Origin of the sequence: Sphingomonas trueperi, from assembly GCF_040545665.1 — a bacterium.
Lineage (GTDB): Bacteria > Pseudomonadota > Alphaproteobacteria > Sphingomonadales > Sphingomonadaceae > Sphingomonas > Sphingomonas trueperi_B.
This window is the reverse complement of sequence record NZ_JBEPMH010000006.1, coordinates 206416-229120: the sequence shown is the minus strand read 5'-3', so window position 1 is coordinate 229120 and position 22705 is coordinate 206416. Positions and strand designations below refer to the sequence as shown.

16 protein-coding genes are annotated in these 22705 nt (G+C 62.1%); 10 read left to right on the top strand and 6 right to left on the bottom strand.

Features of this window, described 5'->3' with window-relative positions; all coding sequences use genetic code 11:
- The first annotated feature begins 80 nt into the window (after positions 1 to 80).
- The 6 genes from ABIC65_RS18680 to ABIC65_RS18655 all read left to right on the top strand — a co-directional run bounded on the left by ABIC65_RS18680 (position 81) and on the right by ABIC65_RS18655 (position 8448).
- On the top strand, positions 81 to 2372 hold the full coding sequence (locus ABIC65_RS18680) for a TonB-dependent receptor (RefSeq protein WP_354310703.1): 2292 nt from the start codon (positions 81 to 83) through the stop codon (positions 2370 to 2372).
- Positions 2373 to 2584: 212 nt separating this feature from the next.
- Positions 2585 to 3901, top strand: a complete 1317-nt coding sequence (locus ABIC65_RS18675) for a hypothetical protein (RefSeq protein WP_354310701.1) — start codon at positions 2585 to 2587, stop codon at positions 3899 to 3901.
- A 122-nt stretch (positions 3902 to 4023) separates the two neighbouring features.
- The gene (locus ABIC65_RS18670; RefSeq protein WP_354310699.1) at positions 4024 to 5931 is read left to right on the top strand and encodes a CocE/NonD family hydrolase; all 1908 of its coding nucleotides are present in this window, start codon (positions 4024 to 4026) and stop codon (positions 5929 to 5931) included.
- A gap of 192 nt (positions 5932 to 6123) precedes the next feature.
- Positions 6124 to 6681 (top strand): hypothetical protein, encoded by a 558-nt coding sequence (locus ABIC65_RS18665; RefSeq protein ID WP_121078422.1) that lies wholly within the window; start codon positions 6124 to 6126, stop codon positions 6679 to 6681.
- A gap of 122 nt (positions 6682 to 6803) precedes the next feature.
- The gene (locus ABIC65_RS18660) at positions 6804 to 7334 is read left to right on the top strand and encodes a hypothetical protein (RefSeq protein WP_354310698.1); all 531 of its coding nucleotides are present in this window, start codon (positions 6804 to 6806) and stop codon (positions 7332 to 7334) included.
- Positions 7335 to 7887: 553 nt separating this feature from the next.
- Complete coding sequence (locus ABIC65_RS18655) at positions 7888 to 8448, top strand: hypothetical protein (RefSeq protein ID WP_354310696.1); 561 nt, start codon at positions 7888 to 7890, stop codon at positions 8446 to 8448.
- A gap of 85 nt (positions 8449 to 8533) precedes the next feature.
- Here ABIC65_RS18655 and rplL read toward each other — a convergent pair whose 3' ends face one another.
- Positions 8534 to 8911, bottom strand: coding sequence for a 50S ribosomal protein L7/L12 (gene rplL / locus ABIC65_RS18650; RefSeq protein ID WP_066720675.1), 378 nt, complete (start codon positions 8909 to 8911; stop codon positions 8534 to 8536).
- A gap of 60 nt (positions 8912 to 8971) precedes the next feature.
- Positions 8972 to 9487: a 50S ribosomal protein L10 gene (gene rplJ / locus ABIC65_RS18645; RefSeq protein WP_354310694.1), complete on the bottom strand. Its 516-nt coding sequence runs from the start codon at positions 9485 to 9487 to the stop codon at positions 8972 to 8974.
- Between the two features lie 692 nt (positions 9488 to 10179).
- On the opposite strand from rplJ, the gene ABIC65_RS18640 reads away from it, so the two are divergent.
- From ABIC65_RS18640 to ABIC65_RS18630, 3 genes are all read left to right on the top strand, one after another.
- Entirely contained in the window at positions 10180 to 10938 is a 759-nt protein-coding gene (locus ABIC65_RS18640; protein WP_354310693.1) for a hypothetical protein, read from the top strand.
- A gap of 123 nt (positions 10939 to 11061) precedes the next feature.
- Positions 11062 to 13800 carry a pentapeptide repeat-containing protein gene (locus ABIC65_RS18635; protein ID WP_354310691.1) on the top strand — a complete coding sequence of 913 codons (2739 nt, stop codon included), beginning with the start codon at positions 11062 to 11064 and terminating at the stop codon, positions 13798 to 13800.
- Between the two features lie 345 nt (positions 13801 to 14145).
- Positions 14146 to 17022, top strand: a complete 2877-nt coding sequence (locus ABIC65_RS18630) for a TonB-dependent receptor domain-containing protein (protein WP_354310690.1) — start codon at positions 14146 to 14148, stop codon at positions 17020 to 17022.
- Between the two features lie 75 nt (positions 17023 to 17097).
- Here ABIC65_RS18630 and ABIC65_RS18625 read toward each other — a convergent pair whose 3' ends face one another.
- Both ABIC65_RS18625 and ABIC65_RS18620 read right to left on the bottom strand, forming a co-directional pair.
- Positions 17098 to 19500, bottom strand: coding sequence for a TonB-dependent receptor (locus ABIC65_RS18625; protein WP_354310688.1), 2403 nt, complete (start codon positions 19498 to 19500; stop codon positions 17098 to 17100).
- A gap of 406 nt (positions 19501 to 19906) precedes the next feature.
- The gene (locus ABIC65_RS18620) at positions 19907 to 20212 is read right to left on the bottom strand and encodes a PEPxxWA-CTERM sorting domain-containing protein (protein ID WP_354310882.1); all 306 of its coding nucleotides are present in this window, start codon (positions 20210 to 20212) and stop codon (positions 19907 to 19909) included.
- Between the two features lie 83 nt (positions 20213 to 20295).
- Here ABIC65_RS18620 and ABIC65_RS18615 point away from each other — a divergent pair, with 83 nt between their 5' ends.
- Positions 20296 to 20697, top strand: a complete 402-nt coding sequence (locus tag ABIC65_RS18615; protein WP_354310687.1) for a hypothetical protein — start codon at positions 20296 to 20298, stop codon at positions 20695 to 20697.
- A gap of 312 nt (positions 20698 to 21009) precedes the next feature.
- Here the strand turns inward: ABIC65_RS18615 and ABIC65_RS18610 are convergent, their stop codons facing one another.
- Both ABIC65_RS18610 and ABIC65_RS18605 read right to left on the bottom strand, forming a co-directional pair.
- Positions 21010 to 21915 (bottom strand): ankyrin repeat domain-containing protein, encoded by a 906-nt coding sequence (locus ABIC65_RS18610; protein ID WP_354310685.1) that lies wholly within the window; start codon positions 21913 to 21915, stop codon positions 21010 to 21012.
- Positions 21878 to 22630 (bottom strand): sulfotransferase family protein, encoded by a 753-nt coding sequence (locus ABIC65_RS18605; protein ID WP_354310684.1) that lies wholly within the window; start codon positions 22628 to 22630, stop codon positions 21878 to 21880. Before ABIC65_RS18605 ends, ABIC65_RS18610 begins: the two co-directional genes overlap by 38 nt.
- Positions 22631 to 22705: the final 75 nt, after the last annotated feature.

Below are 22705 nucleotides of genomic sequence, written 5' to 3'. Positions count from 1 at the left end.
CGCAACAATTTTGACGCAGCTGCGCCGTGAAGCCTTAACATTCCCTTGCCAACCGCCCTCTCGACCAAGGGAGGCAAAGAATGAACTACAAGAAAACGGGTCTGATCGCCATGCTGCTCGCCACCGTCTCGGCAACGGCGGCGCACGCGCAGGAAACTTCGCAGGATGATGCGTTGGGCGGCGACATCATCGTCACTTCGCAGAAGTTCGAGCAGAAGCTGCGCGACGTGCCGATCACCATCACCGCGGTGACGCAGGAGCAGATGAAGCGGATCGGCGTCGACGATCTCGACGAGCTCTCCAACTATGTTCCGGGCCTCAACATCCAAGAGCAGAGTGCCAACAATCCCGGCATCGTGATCCGCGGGATCACGTCGGACAGCGGCTCGGCCCAGCAGGCGGCGCGCGTCACGCTCTACTATAACGGCGTGGACATCTCGCGCTCGCGTGGCGCCTATCAGGCGATCTACGACGTCGACCGCATCGAAGTGGTGAAGGGCCCGCAGGCGACGCTGTTCGGTACTGCCTCGACGATCGGCGCGGTCAGCATCCTTTCCGCGCGGCCCAAGCCGGGTGTGTCCGGCGAACTGACCGCCGGCTATGGCAATTACAACGCCTATCTGGTGGGCGGGCACCTCAATGTCGGGAACGACGTGATCGCCGCCCGCGTCGCCGGCGAGTTCAAGAAGCGCGACGGCTATGTCGAGAATCTGTCGTCGACGCAGGACGATCTCTACGCGCAGAACCAGCTCGGCCTGCGCGCTTCGGTCCGCTACACGCCGAACCCGGCGCTGACGGTCGACCTGATCGGCACCTATGATCGTCAGCGCAACAGCGGCACGCCGTTCATCTCAAAGCGCTTCGCCACGTCGCAGGGGCCGGGCAACCCGTTCGGCGCGGCGAATCTTTCGGGCTCGCCCTATGCGAAGCAGGTCTTCGGCACGGACAAGCTGGGCCTGACCCGCGACGTCTATGACGTGAACCTCACCGCGCGCTACGACCTGGGCGACGGCTGGAGCTTCACCACGGTCAACGGCTATCGCTCGTTCGACTCGTTCGAGGTGTTCGATGCCGACGGTTCGGCGGCGCCGTGGCTGGAATTCGCCGAGGGTGCCTATGGCTCGCAGATCAGCCATGAATCGCGCTTCGCCTATGTCGGCGACCATGTCCGCACCAGCTTCGGGCTTAATGTGTTCCACGAGAACAACCGCCAGGAAGTGCCCTTCTCGACCGAGGAGGGCGTCTATCTTCAGTGCGCGGCCAACCTGATCCCGACGCTGGGCTGCATCTCTTCCGCCGGGGTGGTGACGGCCGCACAGGCGACCTCGATCCTCACCAAGGGCGCGGCGACGCAGATCCCCTACAGCTCGATCTTCACCAACAAGGGCATCAACGACCAATATTCGATGTTCGGCGAAGTGACCTGGATGCCGATCCATGCGCTGGAGCTGACCGCCGGCATCCGCGCGCTGATCGAGCAGCGCAAGTCCGGCTATGTCTCCGTCGCGCCCAACTCGGTGCTCTCCAAGGCGCCGCTGATCCCCGGCCAGGTCACCACCAAGGGCACCTTGTGGAGCGAGGACAGCTTCCAGGCCTTCCTGCCGCGCTTCAACGTGCTGTATCGCCTGAACGACGCGATCAACCTCTATGCGACGATCTCCAAGGGCCGTCGCTCGCCGACCGTGAACCAGGCGGCGACTTCCACCTCCGTCATCCCGGAAGAGACGGTTTGGAACTATGAGGGCGGCGTGAAGCTCGCCAAGGGCATGTTCTCGGGCTCGCTGGGCGTCTATTATCAGAAGTACGACAACTTCCAGATCAGCCGCACTGTCACTGACGCCAACGACCCCTCGGGCCGCCCGGTGGGATCGAGCATCACCGAAAGCGCCGGCAGCGCCAGCAATCTCGGCTTCGAGGCGGAAGGGCAGCTGCACCCCGTCAGTTGGCTGACCGTGTTCGGCAACGCAGGCTTCATCGACGGCGGGATCGACGATAAGAAGTCGAACGGCATTTATGCCAATAACCGCTTCCGCCTGCAGCCGCGGCTGCAATGGGCGGCCGGCTTCACGATCGACGCGCCGGTCGGCAACGGCATCCGCGTCTTCGCGACGCCTAGCGTGACCTATCGCAGCAAGATCTTCTTCGAGATCCCGAACAAGGAAGCGATCTCGCAGGACAAGGTGACGCTGGTGAACGTCAAGGCGGGCCTGAGCTTCGCCGACGGCCGGTACGAGATCGCCGGCTATGTCCGCAACGCCACCAACGAGAAGTATCTGCTCGACGCCGGCAACACCGGCGGCGGGTTCAACGATCCTACCTATATTCCGGGCGAACCGCGCTTCTACGGCGTGCAGCTGACCGGAAAATTCTGATCGTTTCGCCGTCATCGTAAAAGGGCAGGGGCTTGCCGCTATTGTGCGGCAAGCCCCTTTCTTTTCAACAAGTTGCTGAGACGTTTCAGCACGCGGACCGGGCAAGAACCATGCCTGAATGGGTGGTGAATGGCTCGTCTCGTCCGGCCGCGTTCACGGTTCACCGCAGATGCCGGGGCCGAATCGCGTGTTCCGTCCGTTGAACCCACGTCATGAAACAGTGTCAGACCCCGCTCCGCCCCCGCGCCGCACTGTTGATCAGTGCCGCGTTCCTTGCCACACCCGCCTTCGCCCAGGAGGCCGCGCCCCAGCAGACGGTGACTCCGCCGCCGGCGGTCGAGGCGTCCGCGCCGCAGGCCGCTGCGCCGGCACCCGAAGTCCGCATGGCCCCGGCCGCGCCGGTCGTGCAGTCGGTGCCTCCGGTCGAGCAGCAGATGGCCGGCAGCGCCAACCAGGCGCCGTCGACCACCGATGCCGCCCCGGCCCGAACCGCCCTCGCCGAGCGTAGCGCCCCGCGCGCCGAGGCACGCGCTGCAGCCCAGCCGCGTCAGGCAGCGGCCGCAGCGCAGCCCGGACCGGCGCCTACGCGGCAAGCCGCTACCCCGGCGCCCGCGCCGGTAACGCAGTCGCAGCCTGCCGAGCCGGCCGCGCAGCCTGCCGCGCCCGCCGCCGATGTCGTGCAAACAACGGAGACCACGACCGAGACGACGCGCTCGACGTCGCTCGTCCCCTGGATCCTCGGCGGTCTCGCCGTGATCCTCGCCGCGGCCGCCGCGATCTTCCTGCTCCGCCGCCGCCGCACGGACGACGACCTGCTGGTCCGCGAGACGGCGACCACCACGGAGCCGGTGGCGTACCGCCCAGCACCGCAGCCGGTTGCACCGCGCAGTGACATCGGTCTCGCCGCAGCCACCGCTGCGCCGGTGATGGCCCCCGTCGCCGCCGATCGCCAGCCGATCGCGGAGCCGGTCGCCGAAGCGCATGTCGAGGCCAAGCTGGCCGAGGCGGACGAGGCGGTGCTCGAGCATGTCGTCGACGCGCCCGCGCCGGTCGCCAATCGTCCGTGGCTCGAGCTGGGCCTGCGCCCGGTGCGTGCCGGCACCAGCGAGGAAGAGGCGCTGGTGGATATCGAGCTGACGGTCGGTAACTCGGGTGACACTGCTGCCCGCGACGTGCGCATCTCGACCTTCCTGCTCGCCGATGCCGAGACGAGCGAGATGGAGCAGCTGCTCACCCGCCATGGTCCGGCCGCCGATGTGCCGCCGGTGACGATCGATGCCGGTGACGGCACTCGCGTCGATGCGCACCTCGCGGTGCCGAAGGGCGAGCTGGGTCGCACCTTCACCCCGGTCGTCGTCGCCGAGGCGCGCTATCGCCTGCCCGACGGTCGCGAGGGCCGCACCAGCGCCGCCTTCCGCATCGGCCGCGCCGCGCCGGCGGCGGACGGGGTGGGCCCGATCGGCACCACCCGCCCGCACCTGGTCGAGGACCTCGAGGCCGAACTGCTCGGCACTCCCGCCCACGCCTAAGCACTTGAACCGCAACCGGCCCGCGCTCCCGAACAGGAGCGCGGGCCTTTTCGCGCGCGGCCGCTTCCCATCTTACGAATGTAACACTATCCCCTCGGGCCTCGGTTCTCTGGGGAGATATTATGCAGCTTCGTACCTTCCTCCTGGCCGTGCTCACGACGAGCGCGCTGATTCCGGCCGCGAGCGCGCAGCAGGCGCAACCCTTCAACGACATCCCGGCGAAGTTCGTGCTGCCGGAAGGCGCGAAGGACTATATCCGCCGCGAGGTGATGGTGCCGATGCGCGACGGTACCAAGCTGTTCACGACGATCGTGATCCCGAAGGGCGCGAAGAACGCGCCGATCCTGCTCACCCGCACGCCGTATGACGCGTACAACCGCGTCCGCCGCACCGACAGCAACAAGATGCTCTCGGTGCTGGCGCAGGGCGACGAGGTGTTCACCCAGGCCGGCTATATCCGCGTGTTTCAGGACATTCGCGGCAAGTATCGCTCCGAGGGCGATTTCGTCGTGACCCGTCCGCCGGTGGGGCCGCTCAATCCGACCAAGATCGACGACACCACTGATGCCTGGGACACGATCGACTGGCTGGTGAAGAACCTGCCGGAATCGAACGGCAAGGTCGGCATGCTGGGCTCATCCTACGAAGGCTGGACGGTGGTGATGGCGCTGCTCCATCCGCACCCGGCGCTCAAGGTCGCGGCACCCGAAAGCCCGATGATCGACGGCTGGATGGGCGACGACTGGTTCCACCACGGCGCCTTCCGCCTGCCGAACATAGGCTGGATCTCGGGTATCACCGGCTACAAGGCCGGTGGGCCGACCCCGCCCAATGGCGGCTGGGACGATTACGAAACCTTCCGCAAGGTCGGCTCGGCGGGCGACTGGGCCAAGCAGTACGGCTATGACCAGCTGCCCTTCTGGCAGAAGCTGAGCCAGCACGTATCCTACGACGCGTTCTGGCAGGGCCAGGCGCTCGACAAGATCCTCGCCGCCAATCCCTCCAACGTGCCGACGCTGTGGGAGCAGGGCCTCTGGGATCACGAGGACATGTACGGCGCGATCCACGCCTGGGAGGAGCTGCAGAAGACCCCGCAGGCGACCAACAACTTCCTGCTGATGGGCCCGTGGCGGCACTCGGGCTTCAACTATAACGGCTCGAAGCTGGGCGAGCTGAACTTCGAGGGCGATACCGCGCTCCAGGCGCGCCGTGACATCCTGCTGCCCTTCTTCAACGCGCATCTGAAGGACGGTTCGCCCGCCTATACCCCGCCGGTCGCCAGCATCTACAACACCGGCGAGAACCACTGGGACTTCCTCAACAAGTGGCCGCTCGGCGCGCAGCTCACTCCGCTGTATCTCGGCGCGTCCGAGGCTGCGGGCTTCGACAAGCCCGGGGCAGGGGAGGACAGCTATGTCTCCGATCCCGCCAAGCCGGTGCCGTACCTGCCGCGCCCGATCAATTTCAGCGACGGTCGCTGGGGCACCTATCTCGTCACCGACCAGCGCTTCGTCGACGGCCGTCAGGACGTGCTGACCTACGCGACCCCGGTGCTCAAGGAGCCGGTGCGCCTCTCGGGCACGCCGCTCGCGGACATCTTCGCCAAGACGACCGGCACCGACGGCGACTTCGTGGTCAAGGTGATCGACGTCTATCCGGACGAGATCGCCACCACCAAGGAAATGGGCGGCTTCCAGCTGCCGATCGCGATGGACATCTTCCGCGGCCGCTACCGCAACTCGTTCGAGCATCCCTCGGCGATCCCGGCGGGCAAGGTGCAGGAGTACAAGTTCCGGCTGCCGGTGGTGAACCACACCTTCCTGCCCGGTCACCGCATCATGGTGCAGGTCCAGTCGACCCTGTTCCCGGTCTATGATCGCAACCCGCAGAAATATGTCGAGAACATCTTCTTCGCCAAGCCGGGTGACTATCAGAAGGCTACGGTGACGATCCTGTACGGCGGCAAGCAGTCGAGTTCGGTGCTGCTGCCGGTGGTGCCGGTCGACCAGAGCGCGGCCAAGGCGCGCTGAAACGCAATGCCCGCCTTCGCAGGTGCGAGGGTGGGCATTGCTTCGATACAGGCTCGGCTCCGGATATGTACCTAGAGTTACGTAGAAATCCGGAAGTAATGGCTTCGTATCTGCATCATTTTTTAAGCAAATTCGGGTTGAGTCACTCCCGGAACAAACAGCCATGCCATCGCTGTGTTTCGGGAGCAGGCCATGAACGTCGCGGCTATTCGAGGCTATCTTCGAGAGACCATCGAGTTCTTCGTCTATTTCCTGTTCATGACCGGGATCGGCGCGGCGATGTACGTGCTCGTCACCTATGCGCCGCAGGCCAATTCGGATTGGTACATCAACACCTGCATCGGCATGGCCCTGTTCAGCGGAATCTATGCCGTGCGGATGTTCCGCCGCTACAAGCGGGCAATGCGGCGCCTGGCGATGTTCCCCGACGATCTCGTCATCGAACTGGCGCAGATGACGGAAGAGGAGCGGCGCACGCTGCGCTGGTCCGAACGGATCGCCGCCGAGCGGCTCGAGGCGCGCGGCGGCGATGCCGAGCGGGTGCGGCTGCTGGAACGGCTGGAAGTGCTGGAACGAGCCTATCGCGAGCGCTGCGCCGCGCTCGGGATCGACCCGGACGAGGAGGGCGGCGAGTTCACCATCGATCCCAACATGACGGTCGAGGCGATCCGCAGTCGTATCGCCGATCGCCTGCTGCAGAAGGAAATCGAGGAGGAGGAGGCTGCGCGCCCTCCGATTTTCCGCAGCTGAAGCTGTGTTCGTTTCACCTTCGGTTAGGATTCATTAACGCGCTTGCTTCATGATGCAGTGCCAAAGAACGGCGGCGGTGCGTGGGGTGCACGCGAAGGGGGCCGTCGATGGGGATTGCGTTCATGAAGTCCGATACCGTCCGTCACTATCTGATGATGTCGTTGGAATTCGGCGCCTATTGCGTGCTGATGACGCTGCTCAGCTATCTGATGGTGCTGCTGGTGCTGCGGGCACCACAGCCGAACAGCGGCATCTATATCGGCGTGGCGCTGCTCGCGGCACTGCTTACCGGTCTACATGCCGGCAAGATGTTTCGCATGTATCGTATCGCGATGCTTCGGATCCAGAACCGCAAGCCAAAGGGCAAGAAGCAGCCCTTGCCGGTCCGCCACTGGTCCGATCGTATTGCTGCCGAAGAGGCTGTCGGCCGCCACGATGCGCGCCGCAAGCAGACGACCGGCGAGGAGGTTTCGCCCGAACTGGAAGCCATCCGCCTGCGGATCGCCGAGCGCATGGCGCGGGAAGATCGCGAGCGTGACGAACTCGCGCGCGAGGATCGTGAGCGGCTAGAACGCGAGCGGATCGAGCGGATGGAGCGCGCGCGCTCCGAGCGCATCCGCAACGAGACGCGCGCATCCCGCCACAAGAATTGAGCCATCGGGCGACGACGCCGAACGTGTCGTCGCGCGGGACTGGTGAGCGCGCTGTAGGTGCAGCCGGCGTTAAGCTTCGGCAGATCAATCCCGGTGCGTGAACAGGGGTACGCATCGCGCAGCATTCGGGATGATCATGGTAGGGGCGCTCGGCGCACCTGGCTTGGCGCAGGACGCGCCCGCTGCGGATCCCGTCCCGCAGACGATTCCTGGCGTGCTGCCGGAGCGATTTCGCTTGCCCGGCACGCCGACACCCAGCCCGACTTCGTCGCCTTCCTCTTCGCCACTGGTGCAGCCGGTGATAGTCCCGGTGCCCAAGCCGCGCCCCAAAGCAACGCCTAGCGCGGTGCCCAGCCCCCCGCCGACACCAAAGCCAACATCTTCCCTCCAGCGGCACGCGCCTGTGCCCCCGACGTCGAGACCGGTAGCGCCCGTGGCGGTGCCCGCGCCTCTCGAGGGCCGGTCCAGCTGGCCGTGGCTGCTGCTGGGCGCGCTCGGTTTGGTGGGGGCGGCAGGAGCGGGATGGTGGTTCCGCAGAAGGCTGGCCCCGGCAGTGCCAGAACTGCCAGCGCCGTCGCCGGCGAGCCCGGCCGTAGCGGCCGCGCCGCGTCCCGCACCGTCCTCCCCGGCCGACCCGATCGCGATCGAGATCGTCTCCGCCCAGGTTGCCTTCTTGGCCGAGACGGTGGTGTTCGACCTGGAAATCTACGTCGCCAACGCAGCGTCGCAAGCGGCCGAGGGGCTCCGGCCCGCGCTCGCACTGATCAGTGCCGGCCCAGACCAGGATCGCTGGCGCGCTGCGTTCCACGCCGGTCCGCCACCACAGAACCAAGGCGGCCCGGTGGACATAGCGGCAGGCGGCCGAGTGCGGCTGCCAGCCCGGCTCACCCTTCGCCGGGAACAACTGCACGTCGTGACGCACGGCGGCAGGCCGATGTTCGTTGCGATGCTGCTGTGCGACCTGCGCTGGCGCGGGGGGCTGAGCCTTCATCGCTTCGCTGCCGATTTCCTGCTCGGGACGGCGGGGCAGGGCGCGCGACCGGGGCCGATCTGGTTGGACCGTCCGGCACCGCCGGCGCTCGCCACGATCCGCTACGCGCCGCCGCAATCCTGAATTGATCAGCGCAAATGAAAAGAGGCGGCCCGTTGCTGGGCCGCCTCCTTCCAATATCCAAGCCTTGAAACCGGCTGGGAAGTGCTTACTTGACCTCGACGGTCGCGCCAGCTTCTTCCAGCTGCTTCTTGATCTTCTCGGCTTCGTCCTTCGACACGCCTTCCTTGACCGGCTTCGGAGCGCCTTCGACCAGCGCCTTTGCTTCGGTGAGGCCGAGGCTGGTGATGGCGCGGACTTCCTTGATGACGTTGATCTTCTTGCCACCGTCGCCGGTGAGGATCACGTCGAACTCGGTCTGCTCTTCAGCAGCAGGGGCAGCGGCGCCACCAGCGGCCGGGCCGGCAACGGCGACGGCAGCGGCGGCCGAAACGCCCCACTTCTCTTCGAGCAGCTTCGAGAGCTCAGCGGCCTCGAGCACGGTCAGGGCGGAAAGCTGGTCGACGATCGCGTTAAGGTCAGCCATGATAAACTCCAATCAGTTCAATAGTTTCGGGATAGAATAAAGGTCGCTCGAAGCCGAAGCTCAGGCAGCCTGCTTTTCGCTGTACGCCGCAAGCACGCGGGCGATCTGCGCCGCCGGTGCCTGGGTGATCGTGGCGAGCTTGGTCGCGGGCGCTGCGATGAGCCCCACGAGCTTGCCGCGCAGCTCGTCCAGCGACGGCAGCGAGGCGAGTGCCTGCACGCCGGCCGCATCCAGCAGCACATTGCCCATCGCGCCGCCGACGATTTCGAGCTTGTCGTTCGTCTTGGCGAACTCCGAGACCACCTTGGCCGCAGCCACGGGATCGACGGAGGTGGACAGTGCCGTCGGACCCGTCAGCAGGTCCGCGAGCACCGCATAATCGGTGCCCTGGGTGGCAATCTTGGCGAGCTTGTTCTTCGAGACCTTATAGGTCGCGCCGGCTGCACGCATCTTGTTGCGCAGGTCCGTCGACTGCTTGACGGTCATGCCGAGATTGCGGGTGACAACCACCACGCCAACCTCGTTGAAGGTGCGGTTCAGCTCGGCAACGGCGTCGGCCTTCTGGGTACGATCCATGCCGGTCTCCTCATACATGAGGCTGCCCGTTCCCCGCACGAGGCGGACAAGGGAGCAACCCCGGTTCACGACCCGCGCACGAGACGCGGGCCAGGCTCAAATTGTCCGAGGGGAAGGATCGTCACGAGGCCGGGGCTTTAGTCCCTGGGGCGTGACCCGGAACGCTTGGACCCACCCGCGCATCCGCGCCAGAGAGCCGGCCAAGCCGCCGGTAAATTCTGTCCCCGTCTAGGCGAGTTGATCAAGACCGGCATATTCCGGTCCCTCGCTGTCTCGGACGGATTCCTTCCGAAGAAGGAGCGCGCCCAATAGCGGATTCGGGCGCGGAGTCAAGGGTGGCCCTCAAGATCCTCCCCGGCACGGGGAGGGGGACCGCGCCGCGCCAGCGGCGTGGTGGAGGGGGAGCGCCGCCAGGCGCGGGACGGGCCGAGCGCGCCGGACCGGCCCTGCCAACGGGGTCGCCCCGACACAAGATCCTCCCCTGCAAAGGGAGGTGGCAGGCCGCAGGCCTGACGGAGGGGTGTCCCCGCCCATGGGACGGCCCTCCCTACCAGCGGGGACACCCCTCCACCACCGCCTTCGGCGGCGGTCCCCCTCCCCCTCCGGGGGAGGATCTGAAGGCGGCCCTTGCAGAACAAAAGCGGAACACCCATCTCCCGCGCGTATCCGTCACACCCAGGTGGGAGGGCAGCATGCGCGGCACCAAGGCCGATCGTACCCGCGAGAACCAGCGCTTCCTGAAAGCCCTGCGCCGCACCGCCAACGTGACCCTCGCCGCCGAGGCAGCGGGGCAGACGCGCAAGACCTTCCAGAAGCGCCGCGCGCGCAACCCCGATTTCGCGAGCCAATGGGATGCAGCGCTCAGCTTTGCCCAGGCGCAGCTCGCCGCGGGCGTGGCCTCGCCCACCCCCGAGGGCGAGGCCGCGCGCACCGGCGGCGGCGAGTATAGCGTGCGCGCCTCGCGCGGCCGCGCGGTGCAGGTGCGCCGCGCCCCCAAGGGGGTGCTGACCACCGAGGGCGAGCGCCGCTTCCTCGCCCATCTCGCCGCGACCGCCAATGTGCGGCTGTCGGCGGCGGCGACCGGCATCGGCTGGAACGCCATCTATGCCCGGCGCCGGCGCTCGGCGGCCTTCGCCCGTGCGATGGAGGCGGCGCTGGCCGAGGGCTATGCGCGGCTCGAACTCGCGCTGCTCGACAATGCGCTGCGCTCGCTGGACCCCATCGGCGAGGACCTGGGCGACTGGCGCGAGACCGTCGACGAGACCGACCCGCTCACCTTGATGACCCCGCGCGAGGCGCTGCTGCTGCTCGGCTATCGCCGCCCGGCGATCGTCGAGGGGCGGCCCCACACCGGCTTCGCCGTGCCGCGCATCCCCCGCGAGCAGGCGCTGGCGCGGCTGTCGCGCGAGCTGGACCGGGTGGAGCGGCGGTTGAAGCGGGAGAAGCTATAGGCGCCAAGTCATTTGAGAGTTGCAAGTCACGTCATCTACTTGACAGGGGGCGGAGTTACTTGAAGTTTGCCTAGAGTTGAACGGGGGGCATCAATGTCGAACGCGAACGCGGTTTCCATCACCATGAATCGTGATGTGAAGATGAAAATAGATTGGCGTTCTCTATCTACCAATATCGCTGATGCAGCTGCACAAGGATTTTGGACAACCTTCGGTGGAGATGGAGTATCGAGCGGGATAACGGCCCTAATAAATGCCCTTGGTTCCATAAAGCTGGATGATGATCCGGGAGAGAAAGCCTGGAAGCTTTTCCTTCTTTCTTTCGCGTGGACCGTAGATGAAGTTAGGTCTGAGTCAAAGTTCGACGCCGAATCGCTAAGGCTAGTTGTTAGAGAAATAATAGATGAAGCCAAGGAGCGGGTTGATGACGGCTACGAGCAGATTCCCGCGACGTTTTTAAGTCGTCCTACCACGTTGCCGCTGTATAGGCACCTGCGAGATAAGTTTGTCGCTCGGCGGGCGGAGTTTAGAAGCGCGGGAACCGAAACAGCGTCAGAACTATCTGCTCGGTTTGATTCTGCCTTCTCACGGGCGATATCTGAAATTTGGCTTCGCAAGGCAGATGGCTTCAAGTCATTAATGCAACTTCTAGAAGTTCCTGGTGCGAACGCAGCAAACTTTGAATTGCAGTGGGCTGCGTATCGACAGAAATTGATTTTCGATTTCGAAGTTTCTGCAATGTTTGGTCAAGAAAAGAGCAAGATATCATTGGCGCAGGCATATGTCCCTCTAAGGTGCTCTTGGATTGAGAGGGGTGGTGAAGACATTGGTGGTCGTAAAGAAAATAGTTATGGATATCTTGATGACGCTTTGTTTGAATGGTTGAATCAGATGTCTGTCGATGAAGCAGAGGATGATGTTAAGTTAATTGGCGGGGGTCCTGGTAGCGGTAAGTCTACGTCAATGAAGAGGCTAGCAAGAGTTGCGGCTGATATGCCGGACGTTCGACCTCTGTATATTCCATTGCAGCATATTGAGCTTGAGGGAGGGCTGAGGGAAGCGATTACGCAGTACTTTACTGCCAGAACGGGTGGTGCATTCACGGCTTCCCCGCTTTCCCGAGAGGCATTGGAAGATGGTCCTAAGCTCTTGCTGATATTCGATGGGCTGGATGAAATTGCACGGCCCGGCGAAGCTGCGGCAGAAGTGGCCAATCTCTTCGTCACGAAACTTGATCAACTTAAATCGGCGCTGCAAGGTGACGTTGCAGTTCCTTTAAAAATAATTGTGACTGGCCGTTTGCCATCATTTCAGGCCGCAAGAAAGTTTAGAGGTGCGTTAGGAAAGTCTGCACTCGAGGTGCTCGGATATGCTCCGATTAGATTTTTCAACGGTAAATCCGATGACATCATGGCTTTGGATCAGCGTCCTGTTTGGTGGCGTCAGTATGCTCCTTTGGCTGGACTTTCCTGCGAAGTCCCGCTGGCCTTAAAAGATGATCGATTAAGCGATGTAACAAGTGAACCGCTGCTTTGCTATTTATTAGTTTTGTCGGGATTCGCGGTCGACAACTGGGAGGTTGCGGCTGACAATAGGAACATAATTTACCAGAAACTTATTGATGAAGTATGGCGTAGGGGGTGGGGAGATCCTTCGAAGGTAAAAAACCGTCAAGGGCCCGGTCGTCATCTACAAAAGTCGAGTTTCAATGCTCTGATGGAGACGATCGCTTTGGCTGCTTGGCTCGGCGGAGATGCTCGAGTGGCGACAGAGGAGGGGTTTCACTCTGCGCTTAAGCTCACGCAGGGAGAGGCCGTCTGGGAGGAATTTAAAAGTGACGGGGGTGAAGACGTAACAAATCTTGCAATGAACTTCTATTTGAAGTCGTCAGAAATTAGTCACAAGGGTTTCGAATTCACCCACAAGAGTTTTGGTGAGTATTTGGCGGCTAGAGCTGTTTTAAAGCTTGCGGAAGAGGTCATTGATTTTGTCCCGCGGCACGTTGATCTGGCTTTGCAGATGTGGGTTAAGGCCACTGGTACAGGGGCGCTTACTCATGAAGTTCTTGGCTATATGCGTGATGAAATTCGATTGAATGTGGCGCGTGAGCAGGGTGGCTACAATCAGGTAAGTAGGCTTTTCGATCGCATGATCGTGCTAGCAGGGACTGTTATTGATGAGGGTGCTCCGGTTCATGGTCTTAGTATAGCGAACTGGCGGGCCGCCGCTCAAATTCAGAAGAACGCGGAAACTATGATTTGGGCCGTACTGAACTCTTGCATATTATGCTTGCAGAAGGAGGGGGCGGCGAGGTTGATTGAAATAGGATTTGATGAATCAGAAAGTAGGCTAAAACTTCTCCTAGACAGGGTGCTGTACGGTGAAGATAGTAAGGCTGCGATTTTGCAGTGCTTCTCGTACATGTCTGCAAAAAATTCGGATTTTTTTGCAATGGATTTGAGTGGATCGAATTTTTCTCATTCGGACCTCCGTGGTGTTAATTTTAATGGTTGTCATCTGATGAAGTCGAATCTGTCTCATTGTGACCTCACGGAGGCAAGGTTTCAGCGGAGTAGCCTTGACGAGTGTAACTTTCGGGGGTCGAATATAGATGGCGCAAATTTTGTAGATGCAAGACCTCTTCACAGTGATCTGTTTTTGAATACGATTGGGCAATTTCATCTTTCACGGCGGACATTACTTGACATGGAATTTGATCACTCATTTGATGAAAATAGGATCTACTTCAAGTCAGAGTACGATGAAATGAAAGGTGAGTGGCTAAAGAAGGCGAGGTCGGCGGACAAAGTCTGGTCTAGGCGAAAAGATATCGATGAGCGAGAAAGTGGCGGTATCGATTAAAATATGTATCTTCGCTCACTGCAGTGGTTGGGTGATGTGGATACACTGCGTTGTCTAGTAGGCGGAATGGCTTTGTGGGGTTGGAGTCCAAGTGCGGAACTGTTCGGCTGCTTACCGTCGAGCGGCCTCAATGGGGGACTGGATGGGAAGGCGATCGGGGCATTCAGTCAGCTGTTCAGCCTTCTAAACATCACCCTCCGACCCGTGTCCCCACGGCAACACAATTTCAATCTTTAACCAAATCGCGCAATCCCCCCTTGCCAAGCCCACGCCACGCGTCAGTTTTGTTGCAAACAATGTCCGAGAGGGTGTCGCACAGAAACGGCCTGGATCGAGGGGACCCATATGCACGCATCGTACCGACGTACCACCTGTAGTCTCGCCGCACTCGCGCTCGCCATGGGGATGGCGGCCACGCCCGCCTTCGCGCAGGACAGCGTTCCCGAGGCGTCCGGTGATGCCGGCGGCCAGGGCGAGATCGTCGTCACCGGCTCGCGCATTCGCCGCGATCCGCTCGCCGACGAGAGCCCGGTGGTGCGCATCGACCAGTCCGCGGTCGCGCGGACCGGCCTGTCCTCGATCGCCGATGTGCTCCAGCGGATCCCCAGCGCCAGCGGCGGACTGAACAGCAAGGTCAACAACAGCGGCAATCTCGGCAACCCGCCCGACGGCGGCGGCGTCGGCGCGGGCTCGGCGGAGATCGACCTGCGCTATCTCAGCTCCAAGCGCACGCTCGTGCTGGTCGACGGCATCCGCTACGTGCCGGGCACCAGCGGCAGCGGCATTCCCGCCACGGTCGACCTCAACACCATCCCCGGCAACATGATCGACCGGGTCGAGGTGCTGCAGTCGGGCGCCTCGTCGCTCTATGGCTCGGACGCGATCGCCGGGGTGGTCAACATCATCACCGTGGCGCAGCAGGTGGGGCTGCGTGCCTCGGCGCAGTTCGGCACGTTCCGGCAGGGCGACGGCCACACCCAGGATTACGCGCTCAGCTACGGCATCAAGGGGCCGACGACCAACTTCGTGTTCGGCGGCACCTATGTGAAGCAGGAGGCGGTGCGCTCGGGCGACCGCGCGATCTCGCTGTTCCCCAATCCCGGCCAGACGGCGTGTACCGATCCGGTCGGCGGGTGCAGCAGCGCGGCGGTGAACGGGCGCTTCGATACCCGCACCAATGCCGGGCCGCTGCCGGGGCTCGCCTTCGGCAACTTCACGATCGGCAATCCGCCCAACAACAGCCCGACGCTGGCCAATCTGCGGCCGTTCACCGCGGCGGACCGGTTCAACTTCGCGCCCTATAACTATATCCTCACGCCGTCGGAGCGCTACGGCGCTTGGTTCAGCTTCAAGCAGCAGTTCAGCCCGGTGGTGAACCTGCGGGTGAAGGCGGCGTACAACCGGCGCAACTCGCAGAACCAGGCGGCGTTCGAGCCGCTGTTCATCGGTCCCGATGCGGGCAACGGCGCGGGCAGCCTGTTCGACACCATGTCGGTGGATGCGACCAACCCGTACAACCCGTTCGGCGTGACGCTGCAGGGTTCGGGGCCGAACAAGAACTACAGCTTCCTCGCGCGCCGCGTGGTGGAGGCCGGGCAGCGGACGTTCGACCAGCATGTCGATACCTTCACCGGCTCGGCGACGCTCGACGGCTCGTTCCAGGTCGGCGCGCACAAATGGTATTGGGACGCGACCGCCGCGTTCGGCGTGAACGATGCGCACCAGAGCTTCACCGGCAATTTGCGCGCCGACCGGGTGGCGCGGGCGCTGGGGCCGATATCGCAGTGCACCGGGGACTGCGTGCCGCTCAACCTGTTCGGCGGGGCGGGCACGATCACGCCGGCGATGCTCAACTATATCGGGTTCACCGAGAAGGATAAGAGCAACCAGCAGCTCTTCGACTATACCGCCAACCTCAGCGGCGACCTGGTCGACCTGCCGGCGGGGCCGATCGGCTTCGCGCTGGGCTATGAGCATCGCGTGCAGTTCGGCAGCTTCACGCCCGATCCGATCATCGCCGCCGGGCTGGGCGCGGACATCCCGTCCAAGCCGTCGGCCGGGCGCTACCACTCCAACGAAGTCTATGGCGAGCTGCGCGTGCCGCTGCTCAAGGACAAGCCCTTCTTCAACTCGCTGGAGGTGAACGGCTCGGTGCGGCATGCCGATTATTCGATCAGCGGCGGCAGCACCACCTATACCGGCATCGGCCTGTGGAAGCCGGTGGCGGATCTGCTGCTGCGCGGCTCCTACGCGACCGGTTTCCGCGCGCCGAGCCTGGGCGAGCTTTTCGGCGATCGCTCGCGCTTCGACCTTCCGGCGAACGATCCGTGCACCAGCGCGCCGGGCGGCCTGTTCCAGACCAACGCGACGGTGCGCGCCAACTGCATCGCCAACGGCGTGCCGGCCAATGGCAGCTATGCCGAGGACCAGGGCGGCCAGCTGCCGGTGCTGACCCGCGGCAACCGCAACCTCAAGCCGGAGAAGTCGCGCAGCCTGTTGTTCGGCGGCGTCTATGCGCCCGCCTGGGCGCGGTCGAGCAGCTTCGCCAGCGTGCTCAGCCTGGAAGTGAACTACTACCAGATCAAGGTGACCAACGCGATCGCCGCGCTCGACGCCAATGTGAAGCTCAACAACTGCGCGCTGCTCGGCGATGCCAGCGCCTGCTCGCAGGTGATCCGCACCGGCAACGGCATCATCAACGAGATCGACGCGACGCTCGACAATCTCGACAGCATCAAGACGCGCGGGATCGACGCGACCTTCCGCTACCGCACCCCGGAGACGGGCGTCGGCAGCTTCGGTCTCGCCGCCAACGCCACCTGGCTGCTGAAGTACACGCTCGCCGCCTCCAACGGCGCGGTCGTCATCGAGCGGGCGGGCACCGAGCGCGGCAGCCCCGACCAGGCCTTCCCCAAGTTCAAGGGCAACGGCACGATCGACTGGTCGCTCGGCGGCGTCTCGGCCTCGTTCACCGGCCGCTATATCAGCGGCGTGACCGAGAATGCCGGCGCCAACCGGCTGAGCAGCCGCTTCTACGGCGACATCCAGCTGGCCTTCTCGCCGTCCTGGATGGACCACCGCACCGCGCTGACCATCGGCGTGAACAACGTGTTCAACCAGGACCCGCCGGCGTGCAGCAGCTGCAGCCTGAACAATTTCGACCCGACCACCTACGACGTGCCTGGCCAGTTCGGCTACATCCGCCTCAGCTACAAGATGTAAGTCGCCGCTTCCGAGGAGGGGAGAAGGGGCCGGGCGCGATCCCGGCCCCTTTTGCATGCCCCGCCGCCGCCCCGATCACAGCCGGAAGCGGATCGTCCCCCCGATCGTCCGCGGATCGCTGGGCGTGCCGACGATCAGCCCCGAATTGCCCGCCTGGATCGTCAGGTTCTGGATATAGTCCGCATCGAACAGGTTGCGCGCGAAGACGATCAGCGCGATCCCGTTCGGCAGGCGATAGCCGACACTGGCATTGGTCAGATTGTACCCGTCGATCATCGTGAAGCGCGACAGGCCGGGATCGCCGTTATAGCTGGTGCGCGACGCGGTATCGACGTGCAGCAACACCTCCCCGGCACCCACCCGCCGGACATAATCGAGCCCCGCAGTGAAGGCGAAGCGCGGCAGCGACGCCAGCCGCTGTCCGGTGAGGTTGCACTGGGTGGTGGCGGCGGTCTGCACCTCCAGCGGGCAGGGGCCCGCCGGATAATCGGTATAGCGGCCGTCCGAATAGGCGAGGTTGCCGCGCAGCGTCAGCCCCGGCAGCAGCAGCGCGGTCGCATCCGCCTCGATCCCCTTCACGGTCACTTGCGGAATGTTGGAGAGATAGCCGCGCAGCTGCACCGTCTGGGTCAGCGAATTCTCCACCACCGTCGCCTGGAAATTGTGGACCCTGGTGTAGAAGCCGTCGACATTCACCAGCAGCCGCCGCCCGAAGAAGCTGTTCTTGAGGCCGACCTCATAGGTCTCGTTGCGCTCGGGCTTCACCACCGCGGTGGCGAGCACCGGCTGGTTGGCATTGTCCAGCGGCAGGCCCGACATGTTGATCCCGCCCGATTTGAAGCCGCGCGCATAGCTGGCATAGGCCATCGTCCCCGGCGTGACCTGCCAGGCGATGTTGCCGCGGCCGGACAGGCTGCCGTCGTTATCGTGCGCGGTGTAGCTCTGGGGGCGCAGCACGCCGAGCCGCGCGGCGAGCAGCGCCGCATTGCTGGTGGCGGGTCCGCCGGACACAGTGGTCGCATAGCTGCCGTCCTTGTCCTCCTGGGTATAGCGCAGGCCGCCGGTGAGCGTGACGTCCGGCACGATCCGCCAGTTCAGCTCGCCGAACGCGGCATAGCTCATCGTGTGGAAGTCGGTGCGCCCGTCCTGGCCATAGCCGTCGAGCAGATTGGCGGGGACGGGCGTGGCATTGGTGCCGGTGGTGGTGCCGATCAGGTAGCGCGCCGCCGCCGGGCCGTAGATGCTGATCGGCCGCCCGGTGATCTTCTGCCCGAACAGATACAGGCCCGCGACATAGGAAAGCGGGGGCGCCCCGTCCGAGGCCAGCCGCAGCTCCTGGCTAACCTGGTCCTGCCGCGAGGGGATGTGCTGCGACAGCTGTACCGGGATGCCGGTATAGTCGCGGTCATTCTCGGCATCCCAGTTCCAGAAGCGCCAGGCGCTGACCGAGATGAGCGTCGCGAAGCCGACCTGCCAGTCGACGATCGCGCTGATGCCGCCCTCGTTGGTATCCGTGTCGAGCGGCCCGTCGATATCGGTCTTGCGGTCATAGGGATTGGTGCTGGGCGGCGCATAGCCGAACTGCGCGGCGAGCCCGGCGGGGCCGCCGAACTGGCGGCTGGCGGCGCGCAGGCTGGTGCCGGTGCGCAGATAGACCTGGGTACAGCAATACGCCTGGAAATTGGTGAAGTCGGCGATCAGGCGTACCTGCAGCCGGTCGTCGGGCTTGTAGAGCAGCTGCCCGCGCACCGCCTGGGTGCCCAGCGTGTTGGCGGCGACCCCGGTGCGGACATTGTCGAGCACGCCGTCGCGGCGGGTCGAGACGCCGGAGATGCGATAGGCGAGCACATCGGAGATCGGGCCCGACGCCCAGCCCTTGGCCTGGACGAAGGTATAGTCGCCATAGGAAAGCTCGACAAAGCCCTCGCGGGTGAAGCTGGGGGCGCGCGTGGTGATGTTGAGCGCACCCGCCGTGGTGTTCTTGCCGAACAGCGTGCCCTGCGGCCCGCGCAGTTCCTCGACCTGGGCGACATCGGCGAAGTCGAAGGCGGCGGTGGCGGGGCGGGCGTGATAGACCTGATCGACATAGAAGCCCACGCCCGGCTCCAGCCCGTCATTCGCCTGGCTGACCGCGACGACGCTCGATCCAAGCCCGCGGATGGTGAAGGCGGTGTTGCGCGGGTTGGCCGAGCTGTAGTTGAGGCTGGGGATCAGCGTGGTGAGCGCTTGCGTGTTCACCGTGTAGCTCTGGTCGAGCAGGTCGCCGCCGACGACCGAGATGGCAGCGGGCACCTTCTGGGCATCCTCGCTGCGGCGGCGCGCCGTCACCACCACTTCGGGCAGCGCATCGGTTGCGGCCTCCGACGCCGGGGGGGCGACCGGCCGGTCGGCGGGCTGCACGCCGGACTGGGCCCGCGCCGGCGCAGCGACGGCGACCAGGGCGAGCACGCCCAGCGACATGGTGAAGCGATTGGACATGAACGGATCCCCGTTGCGCGGGAGGATCCCCGAGCACTATGTCCGTCCGTATATCGAGGCTGTATCCGGTGGAATATAAAACTCGGGTCTAGGCGCAGGAAATTCGGGATGGCCGAAACCGCCCCGTGTGCGGAAGTTGTAGCGCCTATGGGCTTCGCAAATCTCAGACGCGATTGGTGACGTCAAAGGCCCTTGGGTGAACCCCGCACGAGCGGTTGCGCAGGGCACGGGTACTGCGGGACAGGGGCGGCATGCGCCCGAAGGGCGAGAACGGGCATCTCGCAATTCTTCTGACGCTAATCTGCCTGCCGCGCGTAAGCCGAGGCGGCCCCGCATGCCCTCTCATGATACGTAAAGGAAAAGGGCGGCCGAAGCGGGTCGCCCTCCATGCGAAGATGCACGTTGCTCAGGCGGCAGCAGCGACAGTCTTGCGCCGCCGACGACGAATTGCCGCGCCGGTCATTCCGCTACCAGCAAGCATCATCCCCCAACTGGCGGGCTCAGGCACGCTGGTCACAAATGTCATGTTGTCAACATATCCATCGCCCACTGCTAAATCATACTCCCCTGGTTTAATGAAGGCGTCAAGGGGCAAATAATACCGAAGTCTCAAGGTCTGGTAACCAGGAAGTTCGTCAGGATAGTAAGTTTGATCGTGGCTATATGCGTCGTCTACAAGAAATGGAACAGACGTGTCTATGTCAAACCGCACCAAACTAGGCTGTAGACTCATAAAATTTGGAACGACCAAAACCGCCCATTTTCAGACATTGGGCTCTGCTCTAAACTGGGCAAATGAGACACTTCGACGCCTTCATGGCTGCAGCTTTTGCCTTATCAAGCGCGATCGGAAGCGCTGTCCCGGCGTCGTCGGCAACTGCGTATCCGGTTCGGAGCAAGGCTTCAGTGTGTGCCGCAATTAAGAATCGCGTGAGTTCTGCTCGCCGGATTCCGATTAAAAATATTGCGTTCTGCGACGTTGTCTCGTTGCGCGATAGTCCCCGGAGTTTTTACATTATGGCGATACATAGCTATCGCGAGTGCAACGGAATTTGTAGTACGCTAATGGGCTGGTACGCCATCAACCGCGCTAATGGCCGGATTTTCGAGTGGAGTGTTGCAGATCAACAAATCGGGCCGGAGGTTGTCGATCCGGAAGGTCGCTCGCACTTCGCAGACTATGTGAGCTTGCTTTGAGCTGAGCGGGAGCGTCTGACCGCCTACGCGAACGTTGAACGGCTGCTCCCCACCCATTTTCCGCCATGGCGGCTCTCGCCCAGTTGCGGCCGTCGCATATCGCGCTGAATTGAGGGTTCCTCAGCACGTAGATAGAGCTAGCAGGACACCGCAACGGAGCCTACCAGCGCTGCTCGTTTAGGGTACCTGCATATCGATGGCGCGCGAGAGCGGCAGCCACCCGCAAACGGGTTCAATCGCTCGATAGTAGACCTGCCAGCTGCACCAACTACTTCGATGGCATCTAATTCAAGCATCCGTAAATGCCGTCACCTACGAAAAGACAGCGTTCTTATCAATTTGCAGGTCTACCGAACGCCTGCCGCCTCTGCAGGCCAAGATATCGATGACATCGCGATGATTATTCCTAATGGCGCAGTCAAGTGGCGTCTCGAGTCTGCCTTTGTCTACTGGATTAATCTTAGCGCCAGCTTCGAGCAACAATGTAGCTATACCAACATTGCCGGATTCCGCAGCTCGATGAAGGGGGGTACTACCATTCCGTTCTGATACATCGGGGTCTGCACCATTAAAGATCAGGTGCCTAATAAAATCTATATATCCCCAATGCGCCATGAAATGCATACTTGTCCAGCCAGCATCTATCAGGGGTTTCAATCCATCTTGCCATCCTAGATCATTGCACGGAATGATAAAATCATTCATCTGAACAGATAAATCAGCATGTGCTCGATCTATAACGAAGTACACATTTTTAATAGCGAAATGAAAAGGTTCGACGATGTCGTTATATACCCACACTCGGAATATTGTCCGATTGATAGAATTTTTTGACTCTCTCAACGGCAAGGCAAGTTTGACTTTTTCTGAGTAATTGCATAAGGGAGAAAGTCGCCTTAATGGCAAAACTTCTTTGAAATGCACCCCGTCTTCGCCCAGCATTTCTACGCGAACGGCTCCTATAAGGCCTTTTTGTAGGTCGAATTGGGCCACCGCGAACGCCACGTCTGCGCTAATTATTTCAGAATGAATTTCTATATCGAAATAAAAAGTGGACGAATAGATGAAAATCTCAAAGTGGTCTGCGCACGCCAATGCGATACCATGACTTTTGCTTTCGCTAATGTTAATAAGAGAACGTGGCACTCGAACTTTTAAATCGTTAAACCGATCAAAAAAATTAAGCATAGCCAAATACACGCATTGCAATAGATCCATGCTTGCAAATTAGATCGGATTCATTTTTGCTCAACTCATATTGCCAAGCACCCACGACCCCTTGCCTGTAAAAAGTAGGGTCAATGGATTTCGACAGATCTATTCGCTTGTAGAGATCTACAGCCTTCTGAAATGCGGCTTTAGTGTATCTGACGCCTATGCATTCAAGAAGCAAACTGACCGTTTCTTCAAACCGTTGCTTCAAATCTTCAAATCTTAATACGAAATCTGGATCATCGTCAATCCAGCTAAGATTGCATTTTGACCAGCTATTTACGTAATTTATCACCTCGTCATCATCTATTAATGACAGGTTGAAATAGGATTTTGATGATGCCAAGACGTCCCTAGGATCTCGAACTATCTGAATATTTTTTGAGGACGGAAACATGCGGCGCGTCAGCGAAACATGATATGGGAACAGCGTGTCATCCCGGAACGAGACAGACAGCGCAGGATAGGCGCTTTTATCACAAGTATTATGTGGCCCCTCGCTCGCAATAAGCTGCTTCAACGCTCGACGGCTAGCTAGAATGCACTTCTCACGTGTTTCTTCGGGAGGGCGTCTGACCCCGCAAAATTCTACGTGACTATGCATCGCATTAACCAAGCGAGGGATTTGCCATTCATATGCAGCGGAAACCCCCACGAATTGCGATATGATATTTCTGAGCCAAGTGGTTCCGGATTTCTGGGTCCCAAACAGAAAGATCATGCCGGTCTCCAAGATTACAACGGGCCAACCTGTATGCGCTTGTAGCATCTTTGCAATCGATTTTGGGCGGTCCGG